Annotated in this window: 15 protein-coding genes; 11 read left to right on the plus strand and 4 right to left on the minus strand. The window is 33.8% G+C overall.

Annotated features, from left to right (window positions below):
• Nucleotides 1–802: 802 nt before the first annotated feature.
• From thrS to UMM65_RS16865, 6 genes are all read left to right on the plus strand, one after another.
• A complete protein-coding gene (thrS, locus tag UMM65_RS16840; protein WP_321978242.1) occupies nt 803–2,752 on the plus strand; it encodes a threonine--tRNA ligase in 1,950 nt (649 codons plus the stop codon).
• 51 nt (nt 2,753–2,803) lie between these two features.
• Nucleotides 2,804–3,319, plus strand: a complete 516-nt coding sequence (gene infC / locus UMM65_RS16845) for a translation initiation factor IF-3 (protein ID WP_321978289.1) — start codon at nt 2,804–2,806, stop codon at nt 3,317–3,319.
• Nucleotides 3,320–3,460: 141 nt separating this feature from the next.
• Nucleotides 3,461–3,658, plus strand: coding sequence for a 50S ribosomal protein L35 (gene rpmI / locus UMM65_RS16850; protein WP_321978244.1), 198 nt, complete (start codon nt 3,461–3,463; stop codon nt 3,656–3,658).
• Between the two features lie 138 nt (nt 3,659–3,796).
• On the plus strand, nt 3,797–4,141 hold the full coding sequence (gene rplT / locus UMM65_RS16855; protein ID WP_321978246.1) for a 50S ribosomal protein L20: 345 nt from the start codon (nt 3,797–3,799) through the stop codon (nt 4,139–4,141).
• 271 nt (nt 4,142–4,412) lie between these two features.
• Entirely contained in the window at nt 4,413–5,813 is a 1,401-nt protein-coding gene (locus UMM65_RS16860) for a T9SS type A sorting domain-containing protein (protein ID WP_321978248.1), read from the plus strand.
• Between the two features lie 282 nt (nt 5,814–6,095).
• Nucleotides 6,096–6,902, plus strand: a complete 807-nt coding sequence (locus UMM65_RS16865; protein ID WP_321978250.1) for an HAD family hydrolase — start codon at nt 6,096–6,098, stop codon at nt 6,900–6,902.
• Between the two features lie 188 nt (nt 6,903–7,090).
• Here UMM65_RS16865 and UMM65_RS16870 read toward each other — a convergent pair whose 3' ends face one another.
• On the minus strand, nt 7,091–7,513 hold the full coding sequence (locus UMM65_RS16870; protein WP_321978251.1) for a secondary thiamine-phosphate synthase enzyme YjbQ: 423 nt from the start codon (nt 7,511–7,513) through the stop codon (nt 7,091–7,093).
• Nucleotides 7,514–7,862: 349 nt separating this feature from the next.
• Between UMM65_RS16870 and UMM65_RS16875 the strand changes: the two genes are divergently transcribed.
• Nucleotides 7,863–8,762, plus strand: a complete 900-nt coding sequence (locus UMM65_RS16875; protein ID WP_321978252.1) for a polysaccharide deacetylase family protein — start codon at nt 7,863–7,865, stop codon at nt 8,760–8,762.
• A gap of 161 nt (nt 8,763–8,923) precedes the next feature.
• Entirely contained in the window at nt 8,924–9,532 is a 609-nt protein-coding gene (locus UMM65_RS16880) for a hypothetical protein (RefSeq protein WP_321978253.1), read from the plus strand.
• 163 nt (nt 9,533–9,695) lie between these two features.
• On the opposite strand, the gene UMM65_RS16885 is transcribed toward UMM65_RS16880, so the two are convergent.
• Entirely contained in the window at nt 9,696–11,567 is a 1,872-nt protein-coding gene (locus tag UMM65_RS16885) for a SulP family inorganic anion transporter (protein ID WP_321978255.1), read from the minus strand.
• Nucleotides 11,568–11,664: 97 nt separating this feature from the next.
• Between UMM65_RS16885 and UMM65_RS16890 the strand changes: the two genes are divergently transcribed.
• Nucleotides 11,665–13,395 (plus strand): M14 family metallopeptidase, encoded by a 1,731-nt coding sequence (locus tag UMM65_RS16890; protein WP_321978256.1) that lies wholly within the window; start codon nt 11,665–11,667, stop codon nt 13,393–13,395.
• Between the two features lie 133 nt (nt 13,396–13,528).
• On the opposite strand, the gene UMM65_RS16895 is transcribed toward UMM65_RS16890, so the two are convergent.
• Nucleotides 13,529–14,110, minus strand: coding sequence for an NUDIX hydrolase (locus tag UMM65_RS16895; protein ID WP_321978257.1), 582 nt, complete (start codon nt 14,108–14,110; stop codon nt 13,529–13,531).
• A gap of 29 nt (nt 14,111–14,139) precedes the next feature.
• On the opposite strand from UMM65_RS16895, the gene pyrE reads away from it, so the two are divergent.
• Nucleotides 14,140–14,781, plus strand: coding sequence for an orotate phosphoribosyltransferase (gene pyrE / locus UMM65_RS16900; protein WP_321978258.1), 642 nt, complete (start codon nt 14,140–14,142; stop codon nt 14,779–14,781).
• An 87-nt stretch (nt 14,782–14,868) separates the two neighbouring features.
• Complete coding sequence (locus tag UMM65_RS16905) at nt 14,869–15,276, plus strand: SRPBCC family protein (protein WP_321978260.1); 408 nt, start codon at nt 14,869–14,871, stop codon at nt 15,274–15,276.
• Here UMM65_RS16905 and UMM65_RS16910 read toward each other — a convergent pair.
• A complete protein-coding gene (locus UMM65_RS16910; RefSeq protein WP_321978262.1) occupies nt 15,273–16,004 on the minus strand; it encodes a biotin--[acetyl-CoA-carboxylase] ligase in 732 nt (243 codons plus the stop codon). The genes UMM65_RS16905 and UMM65_RS16910 overlap by 4 nt on opposite strands.
• Between the last annotated feature and the right edge of the window lie 112 nt (nt 16,005–16,116).

The raw sequence follows: 16,116 nt of genomic DNA on the forward strand, positions 1-16,116 counted from the left end.
TTAAAACGAAAAGCTTCTCAAAAAAAAATTCTAGGTGACCTACCCCTTTATAAAAAAAGATAAGCCGAACCATATAATTCCACTCTATTTTTACGCTGTCAATTTTCAATAGTTTCAATGAACTTTTCAGAATTATTCTTAAAATTTTTCCGAAAAAAAATACCTAATCTCTATCAGGTATTATTTGTTTGTGTATTGGAATCGAACCAATATAAAATTACCAAATCACTATTTCAATATTTTTTTCTGTTTCTGTAAGCGGGTGCAAATTTAAAACCTTTTTTTTACCCGACAAGGAAAAATAAACTTTTTTTTGAAAATTTTTTATTTCCTATAAAAAACAATATTTCATGCAATTCTTAACAACACATCCTTCTCCGAATTGCGGGGTGCAAATATACAATGCTTTTTAGTTTCTGACAAACTAATATTCCAATTATTTTTAGATATATTTTGTATATTTTTTAGTGTGTTAAAATTCAACTACTTAGTTAAGTATATACAACTAAAAAGCAGTTCGCGTTAAGGATTACAGCGGCATCCTTTTTATGGACATCTATCAATTGCCTACATTAGTACCGGTTAGGAACGGTTAATATCTGCAACATAACACCAAAAAACTTTTGAACATAAAAAGATAAAGCGGAAAGCCTGACCCTGTTGTTTCAGACATTTTTATCAATAAATTTCTGATTTAAACAACAACAGGGTAACGCCCAAAACATTTAATTCAATATAATACAAAGGCTTCTTGTGCAAGAATTTGTTTTCTAATATCTTTGCAAACTTATTTACCATAACTATGATTAAAATTACGTTACCTGATGGTTCGGTTAGAGAAGTTGAGCAAAATAGCACTCCTATGGACGTTGCCAAAAATATTAGCGAAGGCTTTGCCAGAAATGTTATTTCAGCTAAGTTTAATGATAATACTGTTGAAACTTCAACTGAACTTACCGAAGACGGAGCTTTGATTTTATATACATGGAAAGATGTTGAGGGGAAGAAAGCATTTTGGCACTCCTCTGCACACCTTTTGGCACAGGCAATTTTGCATTTTTATCCGAATGCGAAACTTACTATAGGTCCTGCGATTGAAAATGGTTTCTATTATGATGTTGATTTTGGCGATGAGACTTTATCCGATAATGATTTTAAGAAAATTGAGGATAAGATGATCGAATTTGCTCGTGAAAAATTTGAATTTAAATTGCGTACAGTTTCAAAAGCAGATGCTTTGTCTTATTATAATGGGCGAAATAACGAGTTTAAGGTTGAATTAATCGAAAATTTAACCGATGGTGAGATTACTTTTTGCGACCATGCGGATTTTACGGATTTATGTCGCGGTGGTCACATACCCAATACTGGATTTATAAAAGCTGTAAAGATAATGAGTGTTGCTGGTGCGTATTGGCGTGGTAATGAAAAAAATAAACAATTGACTCGTGTGTATGGAATTTCTTTCCCGAAGCAGAAAGAGTTGACTGAATATTTACATTTACTAGAAGAGGCTAAAAAAAGAGACCATAGAAAATTAGGTGCAGCACTCGAATTATTTACTTTTTCCCAAAAAGTGGGGCAAGGACTGCCTTTATGGCTTCCAAAGGGTGCTGCCTTACGTGAGCGTTTGGAAAATTTTTTGAAAAAAGCCCAAAAGCAAGCTGGTTATGAAATGGTGGTAACACCACATATTGGTCAAAAGGAACTATATGTTACTTCTGGGCATTATGCTAAGTATGGAGAGGATAGTTTTCAGCCGATACATACACCTAAAGAAGATGAAGAGTTTTTGTTAAAACCAATGAACTGCCCACATCATTGCGAAATTTACAACAACAAACCATACTCTTATAAGGATTTACCCAAGCGTTTTGCTGAATTTGGTACGGTATATAGGTATGAGCAAAGTGGAGAACTACATGGATTGACCCGTGTTAGAGGTTTTACTCAAGATGATGCCCATATTTTTTGTATGCCTGAGCAATTAGATCAAGAATTTAAAAATGTAATTGATTTATCCTTATATGTGTTAAATTCTTTAGGGTTAGATAGTTATACTGCTCAAGTTTCGGTAAGGGATATGGAAAATCTTGATAAATACATTGGAGACCCCGAACTTTGGGATAAGGCAGAGCAGGCTATAATTAATGCGGCAGAAGACAAAGGATTACCTTATGTAGTTGAAAGTGGAGAAGCTGCCTTTTATGGACCGAAATTAGACTTTATGGTAAAGGATGCCTTAGGCAGAAAATGGCAATTGGGTACTATTCAAGTTGACTATACTTTGCCTGAACGTTTTGATTTAACCTATAAAGGCTCTGATAATCAACTACATAGACCCGTAATGATTCATAGAGCTCCTTTTGGTTCCATGGAACGGTTTATTGCCTTATTATTAGAGCATACAGGAGGCAACTTTCCACTGTGGCTAATGCCCGAGCAAGTCATTTTACTGCCAATCAGTGAGAAATATGAAAAATATAGCCAAAAAGTTTTACAATTGCTGGAAAATTACGAAATTCGCGGCCTGATTGACGACAGAAATGAAAAGACCGGCAAAAAAATCAGAGACGCAGAAGTTACGAAAATTCCGTTTATGATTATTGTTGGAGAAGATGAAGAAAATACGGAAACTATATCGGTAAGAAAACACGGAGGAGAAGATTTAGGAAAGATAACCGTTGAAGATTTTTCCATTTTGGTAAATAAAGAAATAAATAGTACATTACAACAGTTTAAGTTTAATTAAAATTATACAGCCATAGCAATACGAAGAAAAGGGGGTAGAAAACCTTGGAGAATACAAAAAGAAGATGCACATCGCATAAACGGCAACATTCGAGCTCAAGAAGTTCGTTTAGTTGGAGATAATGTAGAAATAGGAGTATATCCTTTAGCCCAAGCAAAGAAAATTGCAGAAGAGTTAGAGTTAGATCTTGTTGAAATATCGCCAAACGCATCACCACCTGTTTGTAAAGTAATTGACTATAAGAAGTTTTTGTACGAACAAAAGAAACGCGAAAAAGCTTTAAAAGCAAAAGCGAGCAAAGTTGTAATGAAAGAAATTCGTTTTGGTCCAAACACAGATGACCATGATTACGATTTCAAAAAGAAACATGCTATTAAGTTTTTACAAGATGGAGCCAAATTAAAAGCGTATGTCTTTTTTAAAGGGCGTTCAATAGTTTATAAAGATCAAGGTGAAATTTTATTATTAAGATTGGCGACAGATCTGGAAGATTATGGAAAAGTAGAGCAATTACCAAGATTGGAAGGTAAGCGTATGACGATGTTTATTGCACCCAGGAAAAAGTAAAAAAGCCTATCCCCGACCCTTTCCTCAGGAAAGGGAGTGAAAAGCGAAAAAAGATACGAGTAAACGATGATGAGATTCCTCGTGCCTCGGAATGACAAAAGAAAGAAAGTAAGTAAGAATAAATATAAAAAGTAGGAGAAAATGCCTAAAATGAAAACGAAATCTAGTGCCAAAAAACGCTTTAAGCTAACAGGTACAGGTAAAATTAAAAGAAAGCATGCTTTTAAGAGTCATATATTGACAAAAAAATCTAAAAAGCGTAAGCTAAAACTAACACATTCTGCATTGGTACATAAGGCCGATGAAATGAACGTGTTAAAAATGTTAAAATTGAAATAGGCTTTATTATAATGAATAAAGTTTATAGGTAATTATACTCCTTCGCAAATGCTACGGAGTACAAAGTATTAACCATGTATTAGAGCCTATAAAATGTCTCAATATTGAGACTGCCTGATACAAAAAACAATTAAAATTATGCCAAGATCGGTAAATTCAGTAGCTAAAAGAGCTCGCAGAAAAAAAATATTAAAACAAGCAAAAGGTTATTTTGGAAGACGTAAAAACGTTTATACAGTAGCCAAAAACGCGGTAGAAAAAGCAATGTCTTATTCTTACCGTGATAGAAAAAAAAATAAACGTAACTTTAGAGGATTGTGGATTCAGCGTATAAACGCTGGTGCACGTCAACACGGTATGTCTTACTCACAGTTTATGGGCAAAGTAAAAGCCAATAACATTGAGTTGAACAGAAAAGTATTGGCTGATTTAGCAATGAATCATCCTGAAGCTTTTAAAGCCGTTGTAGATAAAGTTAAATAAATTAATAAATTTCTTACTTACTTGAAAAAAGACCGCCATTCAGCGGTCTTTTTTTGTTATTGGGTTATTGGGTTATTGGGTTATTGGGTTATTGGGTTATTGGGTTATTGGGTTATTGGGTTATTGGGTTATTGGGTTATTGGGTTATTGGAAATAATGAATTAATTCATGCGTTTAAAAAAATTAATCTATTAAGTTGTTGTTTTTTCTTAACTTAGGCATCACAACCCAATTTGATTTTAGCGGAATTATTCAATTTAATAAAATCAATATGAAAGAATTACTACTTCTATTTCTATCTCTAGGGTTATCATTACACGCTGCCACTTTTAAAGTTGGTTCATCGAGAATCTACAAAAGTCCGAATGATTTATACAACGCCAATGTATTACAAGATGGTGATATCATTGAAATTGATGCCGAAACTTTTGAAGGACAACCTGCACTGGCGGTTTGGTCAAAAAATAATTTAATTATTAGAGGTGTTGGCGGCAAACCCCATCTAGTGGCAAATGGCTTAAACATTTGGGGTAAGGGTATATGGGTGTTGGCAGGAAATAATATTACGGTTGAGAATATTGAATTTTCCGGAGCGACCGTACCAGATAAAAATGGAGCTGGCATCAGATTAGATGGTGACGGAATGACGGTTAGTAATTGTTACTTTCACGATAACGAGAATGGTATTTTGACAGCTAATTCTGGGGCTGGTGATATCATAATCGAACATACTGAATTTGAAAATAATGGCTTTGGTGATGGGCAATCTCACAATCTTTATATTGGTCGTGTTAATTCGCTAACTTTTAGGTATAATTATTCCCATCATGCCAAAATAGGTCACAATTTAAAGTCTAGAGCCAATGAAAACTACATACTATATAATAGGATAATGGACGAAGAAACCGGCTTTTCGAGTAGATTGATTGATCTTCCCAACGGTGGATTATCCTTAATAATGGGCAATGTTTTAATGCAAGGCCCCAACGCCGAAAACAATAATTTGATTGGTTATGGATTGGAAGGATTGACGAATCCAATTTCTCACAATTTACTCGTAATTAACAATACTATGGTCAATAAACGTGTGGCATCATGTATTTTTATTAGTATACAGAGTGGTACTAACAGTTCTGCAATTCATAACAATATCTTTGCAGGTTCTGGAACGCTACTTTCTGGAACGGCAACTTTAATGACTAATAACTTGGCGGAATCGAATATTAACAGCGTGCTTTTTGTGAATGAATCAAATTATGACTATCGAATTGAGTCAAATTCACCCGCTGTAAATGCAGGTTTATCAATAGATCCTTTTTTAGGAAACTCGTTGATTCCTAATCAACACTATGTGCATCCTAATAATGTAGCTACTAGAACAAATATTGGGGTCATAGATATTGGTGCGTATGAATCGGGAGCCACCTTATCTTTAAGTGATACTTCTATAAAAAATTTCAGCGTTTATCCAAATCCTGCATCAAATTATTTAACCATTAAAACTGAGGCAATCATAAAAGAGATTGTTATTTATAATGTACTGGGACAGAGTGTGTTCACAAAATCCTATACGGATCGAATTGATGTTTCTGAATTAGAAGATGGTATCTATTATTTAAAAATAATTGGTGATGATGTCTCAGATGCAGTGGTTGCTTTTATTAAAAAATAAAATCCTGTTAGAATTTACTCTATTTTAACTTATCGTGTGTTTTGATAAAACTCTGTCAATTCGAGTGAATTTTACGACTGAAATGAGTAAAATTTATATCGAGAATAAGAATTTTGGCTTGTTAATTAGTTCTCGATACGATTTTTCGTCCCTCAAAATCACTCGAACCGACATTTTGATACTGTTTTGATTCAAAATGCACAACGGGTTATTTTAAAATCAATCTATTTATAAGCTTTAATTTACTTAGATAATATTATGTTTGCATCTTAAAATTACTCAATGGACTTATCTAAAGTAAAATTAGTAGTTACCGATCTCGACGGAACGCTACTAAATTCCAAGCATATGGTTAGTGATCGTTTTTTTGAACTTTTTGACGAACTTAAAAATCATGTTCATTTTGTTGCCGCTAGTGGAAGACAATACCACAGTATGAGTTCTAAATTTGAATCTATACTAAACGATATTACCATTGTTGCTGAAAATGGTGGTATTACTAGGCAAGGAAACAAAGAACTTTTGTTTACCGATTTAGGCATGGAAAAAATACAACAACTAATTCCTTTAATTCGTAAACTAAACGGTGGTTACGCGGTGCTATGTGGTAAAGAAAGTGCTTATATAGAAACCGATGACCAAGACTTTATTTCCTTATTTGACGAGTATTACAGCAAATATAAAATAGTTAAAGATCTTAACGAAGTAACCCATGATCCTATTTTGAAAATTGCGGTATATCATTTTGAATCTTCCGAAAAATATTTATTTCCTGGAGTAAAACATTTAGAAAATGAGATGAAAATAAAAATTTCAGGGCAAAATTGGTTGGACATATCTCACAACAATGCCAATAAAGGTTACGCATTACAGCAACTGCAACAAAATATGGGCATTAGCCAAGCGGAAACCATGGTTTTTGGCGATTATAACAATGACTTGGAAATGCTAGCTATGGCAGATTTCAGTTTTGCCATGGAAAATGCCCACCCAAACGTAAAAAAAACTGCAAATTATGCGACTAAAACCAATAATGAACATGGGGTGGAGATGGTGTTAGAAAAATTGTTGGAGGCGAAGCTGAAATAAAATTGTTGGGAAGAAACATTCAAAAGATTGCTACATTATATGAGAAATTGTAATTGATCCACAACATTTCGTTTTGCTCCTAATGACAAAACTTTTAACCCCTCCGTCCATTATGTTCATCCGAAACGATAATAATAACATAAGGACACCTCCCCTTAAAAAAGGGGAGGATCTAAAAGTATAATAAATCAATTGCCAAAAGCTGTTATTATTACAGACCTAGAAGTAGCATGGTTTCGATGTTCGCAAAGATAAATACCTTGCCAAATTCCTAAATTTAATTTTCCGTTGGTTATTGGAATTTGCACGGAAGCTCCTAATAACGAAGATTTTATATGTGCTGGCATATCATCCGGACCTTCGTAAGTATGGATATAATAAGGAGCATCTTCTGGCACCATTTCGTTAAAATGACTTTCAAAATCTTGTCTGACCGTTGGGTCAGCGTTTTCATTAATGGTTAAGCTGGCAGAAGTGTGCTTTATAAATACTTGTAGCATGCCGCTATTTATGGCTTTAATCTCGGGAATATTTTGTAGAATTATATTAGTAATTAAATAGAAACCTCTTTTTTGTGGTGGTAGTTTTATTTCTTTTTGGAATGTTTGCATAGTTCAATAATTGAATTTAATAATCTTTTTTCAAAATCTATTCTTGATACTCTTTTTTTCGAAAAAGCATACGAATTGACGTTTTTAGTTAAATTGTTAATATTCAGGTTTTTAATAATCGCATAAACCCCTCCGCCCGTAACCATTTTCTGAAAATTTGAAATGCCGTTTGGGCATACCGAATCAAGTTCGGCACAGGCTCTCCCTTAAAAAAAGGGGAGGACTTTTCACACTTCCCTTTGTCAATCCATTCATCTCTATAAATTTATATTAAGGTCTCGAATTGACGTTTTTTGAACTGAGAATATTATTAAAATCCCTAATTTAGCAGTTCGTCAGAAATTACGCAATGAAAAATAAGTTTTTATTCCTCTTTTTTATCAGTTCCTTTATGTTATTTGCCCAGCCAAAAGTTAGTTTTACTTTTGATGACGGCTCTAAAGCGGATAGACCGGGTTATACTTTTGAAGAATGGAACAAAATGTTGCTCGATAATTTAGAGGATGCCAATCTTAAAGCGGTGTTCTTTGTAACGGGTCGCAATAAAACCGATACCAAAGGGAAGTTTTTGTTAAAAAGTTGGAGCGATAGAGGCCACAAGATTGCAAATCACACGTATACACATCCCAATTACAATAACGAAGCCGTTAGTTTTGATGATTTTTCAAAAGAAATTATTAAGACGGATGCTATTATTAAAAAGTACAACAACTATATAAAACTATTCCGATTTCCGTATTTAAAAGAGGGGAACACACAAGCTAAAATTGATAGTATAAGAAAGTTTTTAATAGCACAGGACTACAAGAATGGATATGTTACTATTGATGCTTCTGACTGGTATGTGGATAGCCGATTGGTAGAGCGTTTAAAAGAAAATCCTGATGCGGACATTGAAGGTTTTAAAGAATATTATGTAAACCATCTGTTTGAAAAGTCGGAGTATTACGAAAAACTATCCTATCAATTAACAGGTAGACATATTAAGCATACTTTATTGTTACATCATAATTTGGCGGCTGCGTTGTTTTTAGATGATTTAATTGCCCACTTTAAAGAAAAAGGTTGGGAATTATTAGATGCCGATGATGCTTTTAAAGACCCAATTTTTGATAAAACCCCAAAAAGTGCTGGCGAAAGCCTGATTTGGTCTTTAGCAAAAGATTCCGGTAAATTTGAAAATATATTAAACTACCCTGCCGAAGATAGCCAATATGAAAAAGCAAAAATGGATAAGTTGGGGTTATAACCCAACTGTATTTGTTAATAAATTGAATGTAAATACATTGACTTTATTTGGAAAAATGACGACCTTCGTTCCTGTCTGCCGACAGGCAGGTAACATCAATTAAAAAACATTGAAACGATTTTTTACTAAACCGTTGTGTGCCATTTGAGAAAAACGTGAGATTGACAAAAAAGGAAAATATCGAACAAGTTTTAAAAGCTGTTGAAATTCACGAAAAAACTGTGGAGATATCAATTGACAATGACACAAAATCACATTTTCTGGAACTTTCAAAGTTCATAAAGGAATGTCTAAAAATTGAAAATATCAATTCTTACCAAATCAAATCTTTGAGAAATGATTTGCTTACTTATTGGAATGAAACAATAAGCGTTGATACTGAAAAATTTTGGACTGAAGTTAAAAACGAAAAATTAAATCTTGAGAGAAAAGAACCTTTAAAGTTCGCTTTATCTAAAAACAGATTTCGAAATGTGGAACAAGGAATTGGAGCAAGAAAATATTGGAATTCCTTAAAATCACTTAAATCCATACAGAATGAATATTCGGATTTGGAAATAAAAAAAATTGGCGAAATAATTGTCGAAGATGAGAAAAAACGAATTGGAATTTTAAAAAAGTGTTTAGCGAAAAAGAATATTCCTAAAAGTCAATATTTAAAGTTTGGAGAATGTATGGCATATTTTGCAAACTGTGAATTATTTGAAAACCATTTGACCGAAAAAGAAGTAACTGAATTAAATACGATTTGGAAAGATTTCAAATCATAAACTGAATAAAAAACAAACTTAAGCCGTATATAATTTATTGCTTGGTTCTAGCCTACTTACGAAAATCCTCGCGGATTTTCTATTCGGTTTTTATTTGTTAACTTAGTTGCTTAACCACGCAACAAACCATATACAAATACGTTAAACGAGGCCTCCAAAATCCCTACAACCCCTTATACTCTCCTAATCCTTTGGTAAATTTTTCAGGATCTGCCGCTAAATGGTAACGTGGGTCGTCAATATCTTCTATAATTACTTCGCGGAATTTTGGACTCGCTTTATAGAATAATTCTTTACAATCTTCGCTTAAATGCTTTAATTTGATTTGTTTACCGGCATCTTCGTATTTATGAACCAAATTGAACACAGCTTCTAATGCGGAATGGTCGCTTATACGAGATTCCACAAAGTCGATTTCCACTTTATCAGGATCGTTTTTTACATCGAACTTATTGTTGAATTCTTGTATGCTACCAAAAAACAAAGGTCCCCAAATTTCATAGATTTTAGTACCATCTTCACGCATACGCTTTCTGGCACGGATGCGTTTGGCGTTTTCCCAAGAGAAGACCAAGGCACTTACAATTACACCAGCAATTACGGCTATGGCCAAATCGAAAATCACAGTTAATGTTGAAACCAATACCAACACAATTAAATCGCTAACCGGTATTTTGTTCATAATCCTAAAACTAGACCAAGCAAACGTTCCGATAACCACCATAAACATTACCCCGACCAAAGCCGCAATAGGCACTTGCTCTATTAAGCCCGAAGCAAATAAAATAAAACCTAGCAATGCCAATGCCGCTACAATACCCGATAATCTTCCTCTACCTCCACCTTTTATATTGATGATAGATTGACCAATCATAGCACAACCGCCCATACCACCAAAAAATCCGGTTACAATATTTGCTCCACCTTGAGCTAAACATTCACGATTTGAGTTTCCTCTGGTTTCGGTAAGTTCGTCTATTAAGTTTAACGTCATTAAAGATTCTATCAAACCAATAGCTGCTAAAATCAGGGCGTAAGGCCCAATGAATTTTAAGGTTTCCCATGTAAATGGCACTTTTTCGAAAATATCGAATTGAAATTGAGGTAAGCCACCTTTCAGTCCATCTCCTCCTCCATCGGCAATAAAACTACCAACAGTAGCTACGTCTAAATTTCCGAAAATAGCAATAGCTGAAACCACTAAAATAGCCACCAAACCATCGGGTATTTTTTTAGAAATTTTTGGTAACCCGAACATCAATAACATGGTTAATAAAACCAAACCTGCCATTAATAGTAGTTCATTAGTAGGTAACCATTGTTTGGCATTTCCTTTTTTAGCAACAGCATATATTCCTGCTTGTTCAATATTAAATTGAACCTCTTTATTGTTGATGTTAAATACTTGCCCATCGTTAATGTCGTATCTTATTTCATTGGTATCGGCATCCAACAATTGATTATTTTCTTTGATAAATAACAGTTTACCAGAATCTACATCATAGACTTTATTGTCTGCGATATCCATAATTTTATCGACCGACTCTGTTTTAATCTTATTATTACCGTATGCGTCCTTAACATTTTCCTTAAACATGCCTAGTTGGGATAGGAAAATTACAATTGCCAAACCGTTTACAAAGCCCATCATTACAGGGTGGGGAATCAATCTTACAAACTTTCCCAACTTAAAAATACCTGCCAGCATTTGTATAATTCCCATTAAAACAACAGTTGCAAAAAGATAGTACAAGCCTAATTCCTCATTAGGACTGCCCATAGCATTTCCCTTAGCAACCAACGTTACCATAACCACCGCCAAGGCACCTGTAGCACCAGAAATCATTCCAGGTCTACCACCAAAAACAGCCGTTATTAATCCAATCATAAATGCAGCATACAAACCAACCAACGGATCAACACCTGCTACAAAAGCAAAGGCAACTGCCTCTGGCACTAACGCCAACGCTACGGTAAGTCCGCTTAAAATGTCGTTCTTCGCATTTGCTGCTCTCTTTCTAATAAATTCTGTCATGGGTTCAATTTTGAAGCGGCAAAAATACAGTTAATCTAAAGAAAGACAAGGTGATATAGTGATATTTTCATTAAGTTTGAACTTTAAAACTAAAATAATGAGAAAAACCTTTCTTCTTTTTTTATTGATTCTCACCCCCTTATTGCTTGTTAGTCAAACAAGTAGTGATTTCACAACCATTTTTGAAGAAAGCAATGGTACGGAAACCGCTACTTACCAACAGACAGTTCAGTTTTATACAGATTTAGCCAATACTTATTCTGAAATTCAACTTCAAGAAATTGGCGAAGCCGATTCTGGAAAACCTTTGCATATTGTGGTTTTGAATCCCGATACCGAATTTGACTTTTCTAAAATAAAGCAGCACAAAACCGTTTTGTTGATTAACAACGGCATCCATCCGGGAGAAAGTGATGGCATTGATGCCACCATGATGTTATTTAGAGACATCGCTCAGGGAAAAGTTCAGCCGCCCAAAAATGTGGTATTGGTAGCAATCCCTATTTATAATGTAGGCGGTTGTTTAAACAGGAATTCACATAGCAGAACTAATCAGAATGGCCCAAAATCTTACGGGTTTAGAGGAAACGCTCGTAATTATGACCTCAACCGAGATTTTATAAAATGCGATACCAAAAATGCTAGAACTTTTGCCAAAATTTTTCATTTAGTACAACCTGATGTTTTTATCGATAATCACGTCAGTAACGGTGCAGATTATCAATATACTTTGACGCATTTATTTACCCAGCATAACAAATTGGGCGGCAGTTTGGGTGATTATATTCACGCAGAAATGATGCCCGAACTGGAAAAAAAGCTTTCTCAAAAAAAATGGGATATTACCCCTTATGTAAATGTATTTAACAGTACACCAGATAAAGGTTTTTCTCAATTTATGGATTATCCACGGTATTCTACAGGTTATACTACGCTTTTTAACACCTTGGGGATGATGGTTGAAACCCACATGTTAAAACCTTACAAACAAAGAGTAGAAGGTACTTACGAATTGATGGTATGTATGATTGAAATTATGGATGATGATGCGGATTCTATCTTAAACCTCAGAAAAAATTATCATACATCAATATTGAACCAAAAAACCTACCCTTTGGATTGGGAAATTGATACTACAAAATCCACCACCTTAAACTTTAAAGGATTTGAAGGGGAAATGATTGCTAGCGAAATTACCGGAAAACCTAGATTAAAATACAATAGAACGAAACCATTTACTAAAGAGGTTGAATATCTAAATTATTTTAAACCGACCGTTGAAGTTAAAATCCCAAAAGGTTATGTAATTCCGCGAGGTTGGCATAATATAATTGAGTTGTTGAAACTCAACGAGATTGAAATGAAGCCTATCCAAAACGATACCGTTTTTTCGGTTGAGGTTTATAAAATTACTGATTACCAAACAAGGAAGTCGGCATACGAAGGTCACTACCCGCATTATAACACCAAAGTTGAATCTCAACAAAAAGAAATGAATTTTAGGGCAGGCGACTTAATCATCAAAACAGCACAACCGGGCATCAGATATTTATTGGAAACCTTGGAGCCCCAAGCTCCTGATTCTTTTTTTAACTGGAATTTTTTTGATACCATTTTACAACAAAAAGAAGGGTTTTCTCCTTATGTTTGGGAAGATTTGGCAAAGAAGATTTTAGATAAAAATTTAGAGTTAAAGAAAGCGTTTGAAAATAAAAAAACAAATGATAAGGATTTTGCCAATAATTGGTATGCTCAATTAGATTGGATTCACAAACAAAGTGATTATTATGAGAAGGCTCATATGGTTTACCCTGTATATAGGTTTTAGACTTGAGGTAAAAAAACGTCAATTCGAGTAAATTTTTATAGAAAATTGTATCGAGAATAGTTTTTTACTCATTGTTGGTTCTCGATACTAAATTCTTTCAGAATTTAACTCGAACTGACGCAATTTAAAAAACTCAAAACAACAATTTAATATTTGCATAGGTGTTTTCTAAAGCCTTTACAATTTCAGACTCCGCAAACCATTCTACTTTTGTAATGCCTTCTTCTTCTTGCGGTAAAAGTTTTCCTTTAAAATCCGAAGTCATTTTAAACCAGTAGGAAATTTTAAGTACGTATTTTTCTTTGTGCTTGTAAATATGGTAAGTTGTTTCTAAAGGCTCTTTAATAGTTAGATTTTCAATTCCCGTCTCCTCTTCTACTTCTCTAATAGCCCCCTCTTTAGCTGATTCTCCTTTTTCAATTTTACCTTTGGGCAAGTCCCATTTATCATTTCTGTAAATAAAAAGTATTTTATTGTTTTCACTGAAAACTTTACCCCCAGCAGCTTCAATAATTTTAAATTGATTTGAAAAAGATTGCCATAGAAAATCGGCATTTTCATTATAGAGATAAATTGTATCCGTAAATCCTTCTTCATTTTTTTTTAAAAGTGATATTAAATCAACTTCATTTATATGGTGGAAGTGTTTGTCAGATTCAAACTTTAAATCTGTAACCAGGTAAATAGGTTGATTGTTGAAAAATACGGACTTCATTATTAAAATAATTGTTTAGATTTGCTCTTATGATTTTTGAGAAAAACAAAGCAAAAGAAACCGCTGAGTTCCTTTTACAAATTAAGGCAATTAAACTGAGTCCAAAAAATCCCTTTACTTGGGCATCTGGATGGAAATCTCCTATTTATTGCGATAATCGAATTGCATTATCCCATGTACAAGTTCGGACTTTTATAAGAGAAATTCTTTCAAAAATAATAGATCAAAAATATGGTAAACCCGATGCCATTGCTGGGGTTGCCACTGGGGCAATTGCCATAGGGGCACTAGTGGCACAAGAATTGGGGTTACCTTTTATATATGTGCGTCCAGAACCGAAAAAACACGGCAGACAAAATCAAATAGAAGGACAAATAGAAAAACATCAGCCCGTTGTTGTGGTTGAAGATTTAATAAGTACAGGTGGCAGTAGCTTAAAAGCGGTTGAAGCTTTGCGAGACCAAGATATTAACGTAAAGGGAATGGTTGCTATTTTTACTTATGGTTTTGATATTGCCGTTGAAAATTTTAAAAAAGCAAATGTAGAATTAACTACCATAAGCGATTACGACACGTTAATAGAACAAGCCGTAGCGAGAGAATACGTACCCGAAGAAGATCAGTTCACTTTGCAGAAATGGAGAATGATGCCTAGTGAATGGGAAGGATAGTTGGCAGTATTCAGTAGGCAGTATTCAGTGGGCAGTCAACTTTAAAAAAAATATAACACAAGACTAAAAAATCCGAAACACCCCAATATGAATTTAGAAACAGATAAAGTAATTGTAAAAAAGTCTCAAGAAGAAATGTTTGAATTTTTGACCAAAGTTGAAAATTATGAACAAATTATGCCAGAGAATACCGATAAGTTTGAAGTTGGTGAAGACTCTTTTTTGTTTGCTCTGAAGGGTATGCCAGAAATACGATTAAAGCTACGAGAAAAAATTGCAAATAATAAAGTTGTATTGGGCTCAACTAGCGATAAATTTCCTTTTACGTTAACCGGAAACATTGAAAAACACACCCCTAACCCCTCTCAAGAGGGGAACTTTTGTGAAGTACAATTAGTATTTGATGGAAAATTTAACCCAATGATGGCAATGATGATTAAAAATCCAATCCAAAAATTTATCAGTACGTTGACTGAAAATATTGCAAAACTTTAAATAAATTTAATTTCTTTTTGTCCAAATTCTTTTAGGCTTTCGTCTTCTAGTTCAACAACCAAATTGCCCATCATTGAGGTACCTATAATTTTACCTAAAAATTCCTTTTTATCAAGTCCTTTAAACATAGAAGGAATTCCTTTTTTATACAAAACAGCTTCGTACCGCTCCTTAATTTTCTTAAACTCTTGCTTTCTTAATGCAATGATTTGAAATTGAATTTCCAATAATATTTTTTCTAACAATTCTTCCTTATCTATCGTTTTATTTAATATCTTTTTCAAAGATGTAGCCTTTGTTAAATGTTTATCAAATTTTACCTGATTTACATTTAAACCTACTCCCACAATAGCATAGTTAACGTTTGAATTTTTTAGAACACATTCAATTAAAATACCGCAAATCTTCTTACTTGCTGACAAAATGTCGTTAGGCCATTTTACCGATAATTTATTGGGTATATAATACCTCAAAACGTTATAAATTGCAATAGAAATACTATAGTTTAACATGTGCTGATGTGCTACATTTAAGTTATCGAACTTGACCAATACGCTAAAAGTTAGGTTTTTACCTTTTTCAGAAGCCCATTTATTGTCACCCTGCCCCTTCCCTTTTGTCTGCTCTTCGGCAATAACCACAGTTGCATTTTTCACATCAGTTTGCTTTATTAAATCTCGCAAATAGGCATTTGTAGAATCTATGGCATTAAGTTTGACTATCTTCATATATAAATGCAAATATAACGATATGAACTTATCATTTTATGATAAAAACAAAATGTTCAGATGAGTTCATCACTAATGATAAAATTAATACATTTGCAACAAATTATAAAGG

The organism is Aureibaculum koreense, assembly GCF_034296135.1.
Classification (GTDB): Bacteria; Bacteroidota; Bacteroidia; order Flavobacteriales; family Flavobacteriaceae; genus Aureibaculum.

Excerpts from the sequence above, each read along its gene's own strand:
- rpmI (WP_321978244.1), top strand. The coding sequence starts at position 3,461 with ATGCCTAAAATGAAAACGAAATCTAGTGCCAAAAAACGCTTTAAGCTA.
- pyrE (WP_321978258.1), top strand. The coding sequence starts at position 14,140 with ATGATTTTTGAGAAAAACAAAGCAAAAGAAACCGCTGAGTTCCTTTTA.
- UMM65_RS16910 (WP_321978262.1), bottom strand. The coding sequence starts at position 16,004 with ATGAAGATAGTCAAACTTAATGCCATAGATTCTACAAATGCCTATTTG.
- thrS (WP_321978242.1), top strand. The coding sequence starts at position 803 with ATGATTAAAATTACGTTACCTGATGGTTCGGTTAGAGAAGTTGAGCAA.
- UMM65_RS16870 (WP_321978251.1), bottom strand. The coding sequence starts at position 7,513 with ATGCAAACATTCCAAAAAGAAATAAAACTACCACCACAAAAAAGAGGT.
- rplT (WP_321978246.1), top strand. The coding sequence starts at position 3,797 with ATGCCAAGATCGGTAAATTCAGTAGCTAAAAGAGCTCGCAGAAAAAAA.
- UMM65_RS16865 (WP_321978250.1), top strand. The coding sequence starts at position 6,096 with ATGGACTTATCTAAAGTAAAATTAGTAGTTACCGATCTCGACGGAACG.
- UMM65_RS16890 (WP_321978256.1), top strand. The coding sequence starts at position 11,665 with ATGAGAAAAACCTTTCTTCTTTTTTTATTGATTCTCACCCCCTTATTG.
- UMM65_RS16875 (WP_321978252.1), top strand. The coding sequence starts at position 7,863 with ATGAAAAATAAGTTTTTATTCCTCTTTTTTATCAGTTCCTTTATGTTA.
- UMM65_RS16895 (WP_321978257.1), bottom strand. The coding sequence starts at position 14,110 with ATGAAGTCCGTATTTTTCAACAATCAACCTATTTACCTGGTTACAGAT.
- UMM65_RS16860 (WP_321978248.1), top strand. The coding sequence starts at position 4,413 with ATGAAAGAATTACTACTTCTATTTCTATCTCTAGGGTTATCATTACAC.
- UMM65_RS16905 (WP_321978260.1), top strand. The coding sequence starts at position 14,869 with ATGAATTTAGAAACAGATAAAGTAATTGTAAAAAAGTCTCAAGAAGAA.
- UMM65_RS16885 (WP_321978255.1), bottom strand. The coding sequence starts at position 11,567 with ATGACAGAATTTATTAGAAAGAGAGCAGCAAATGCGAAGAACGACATT.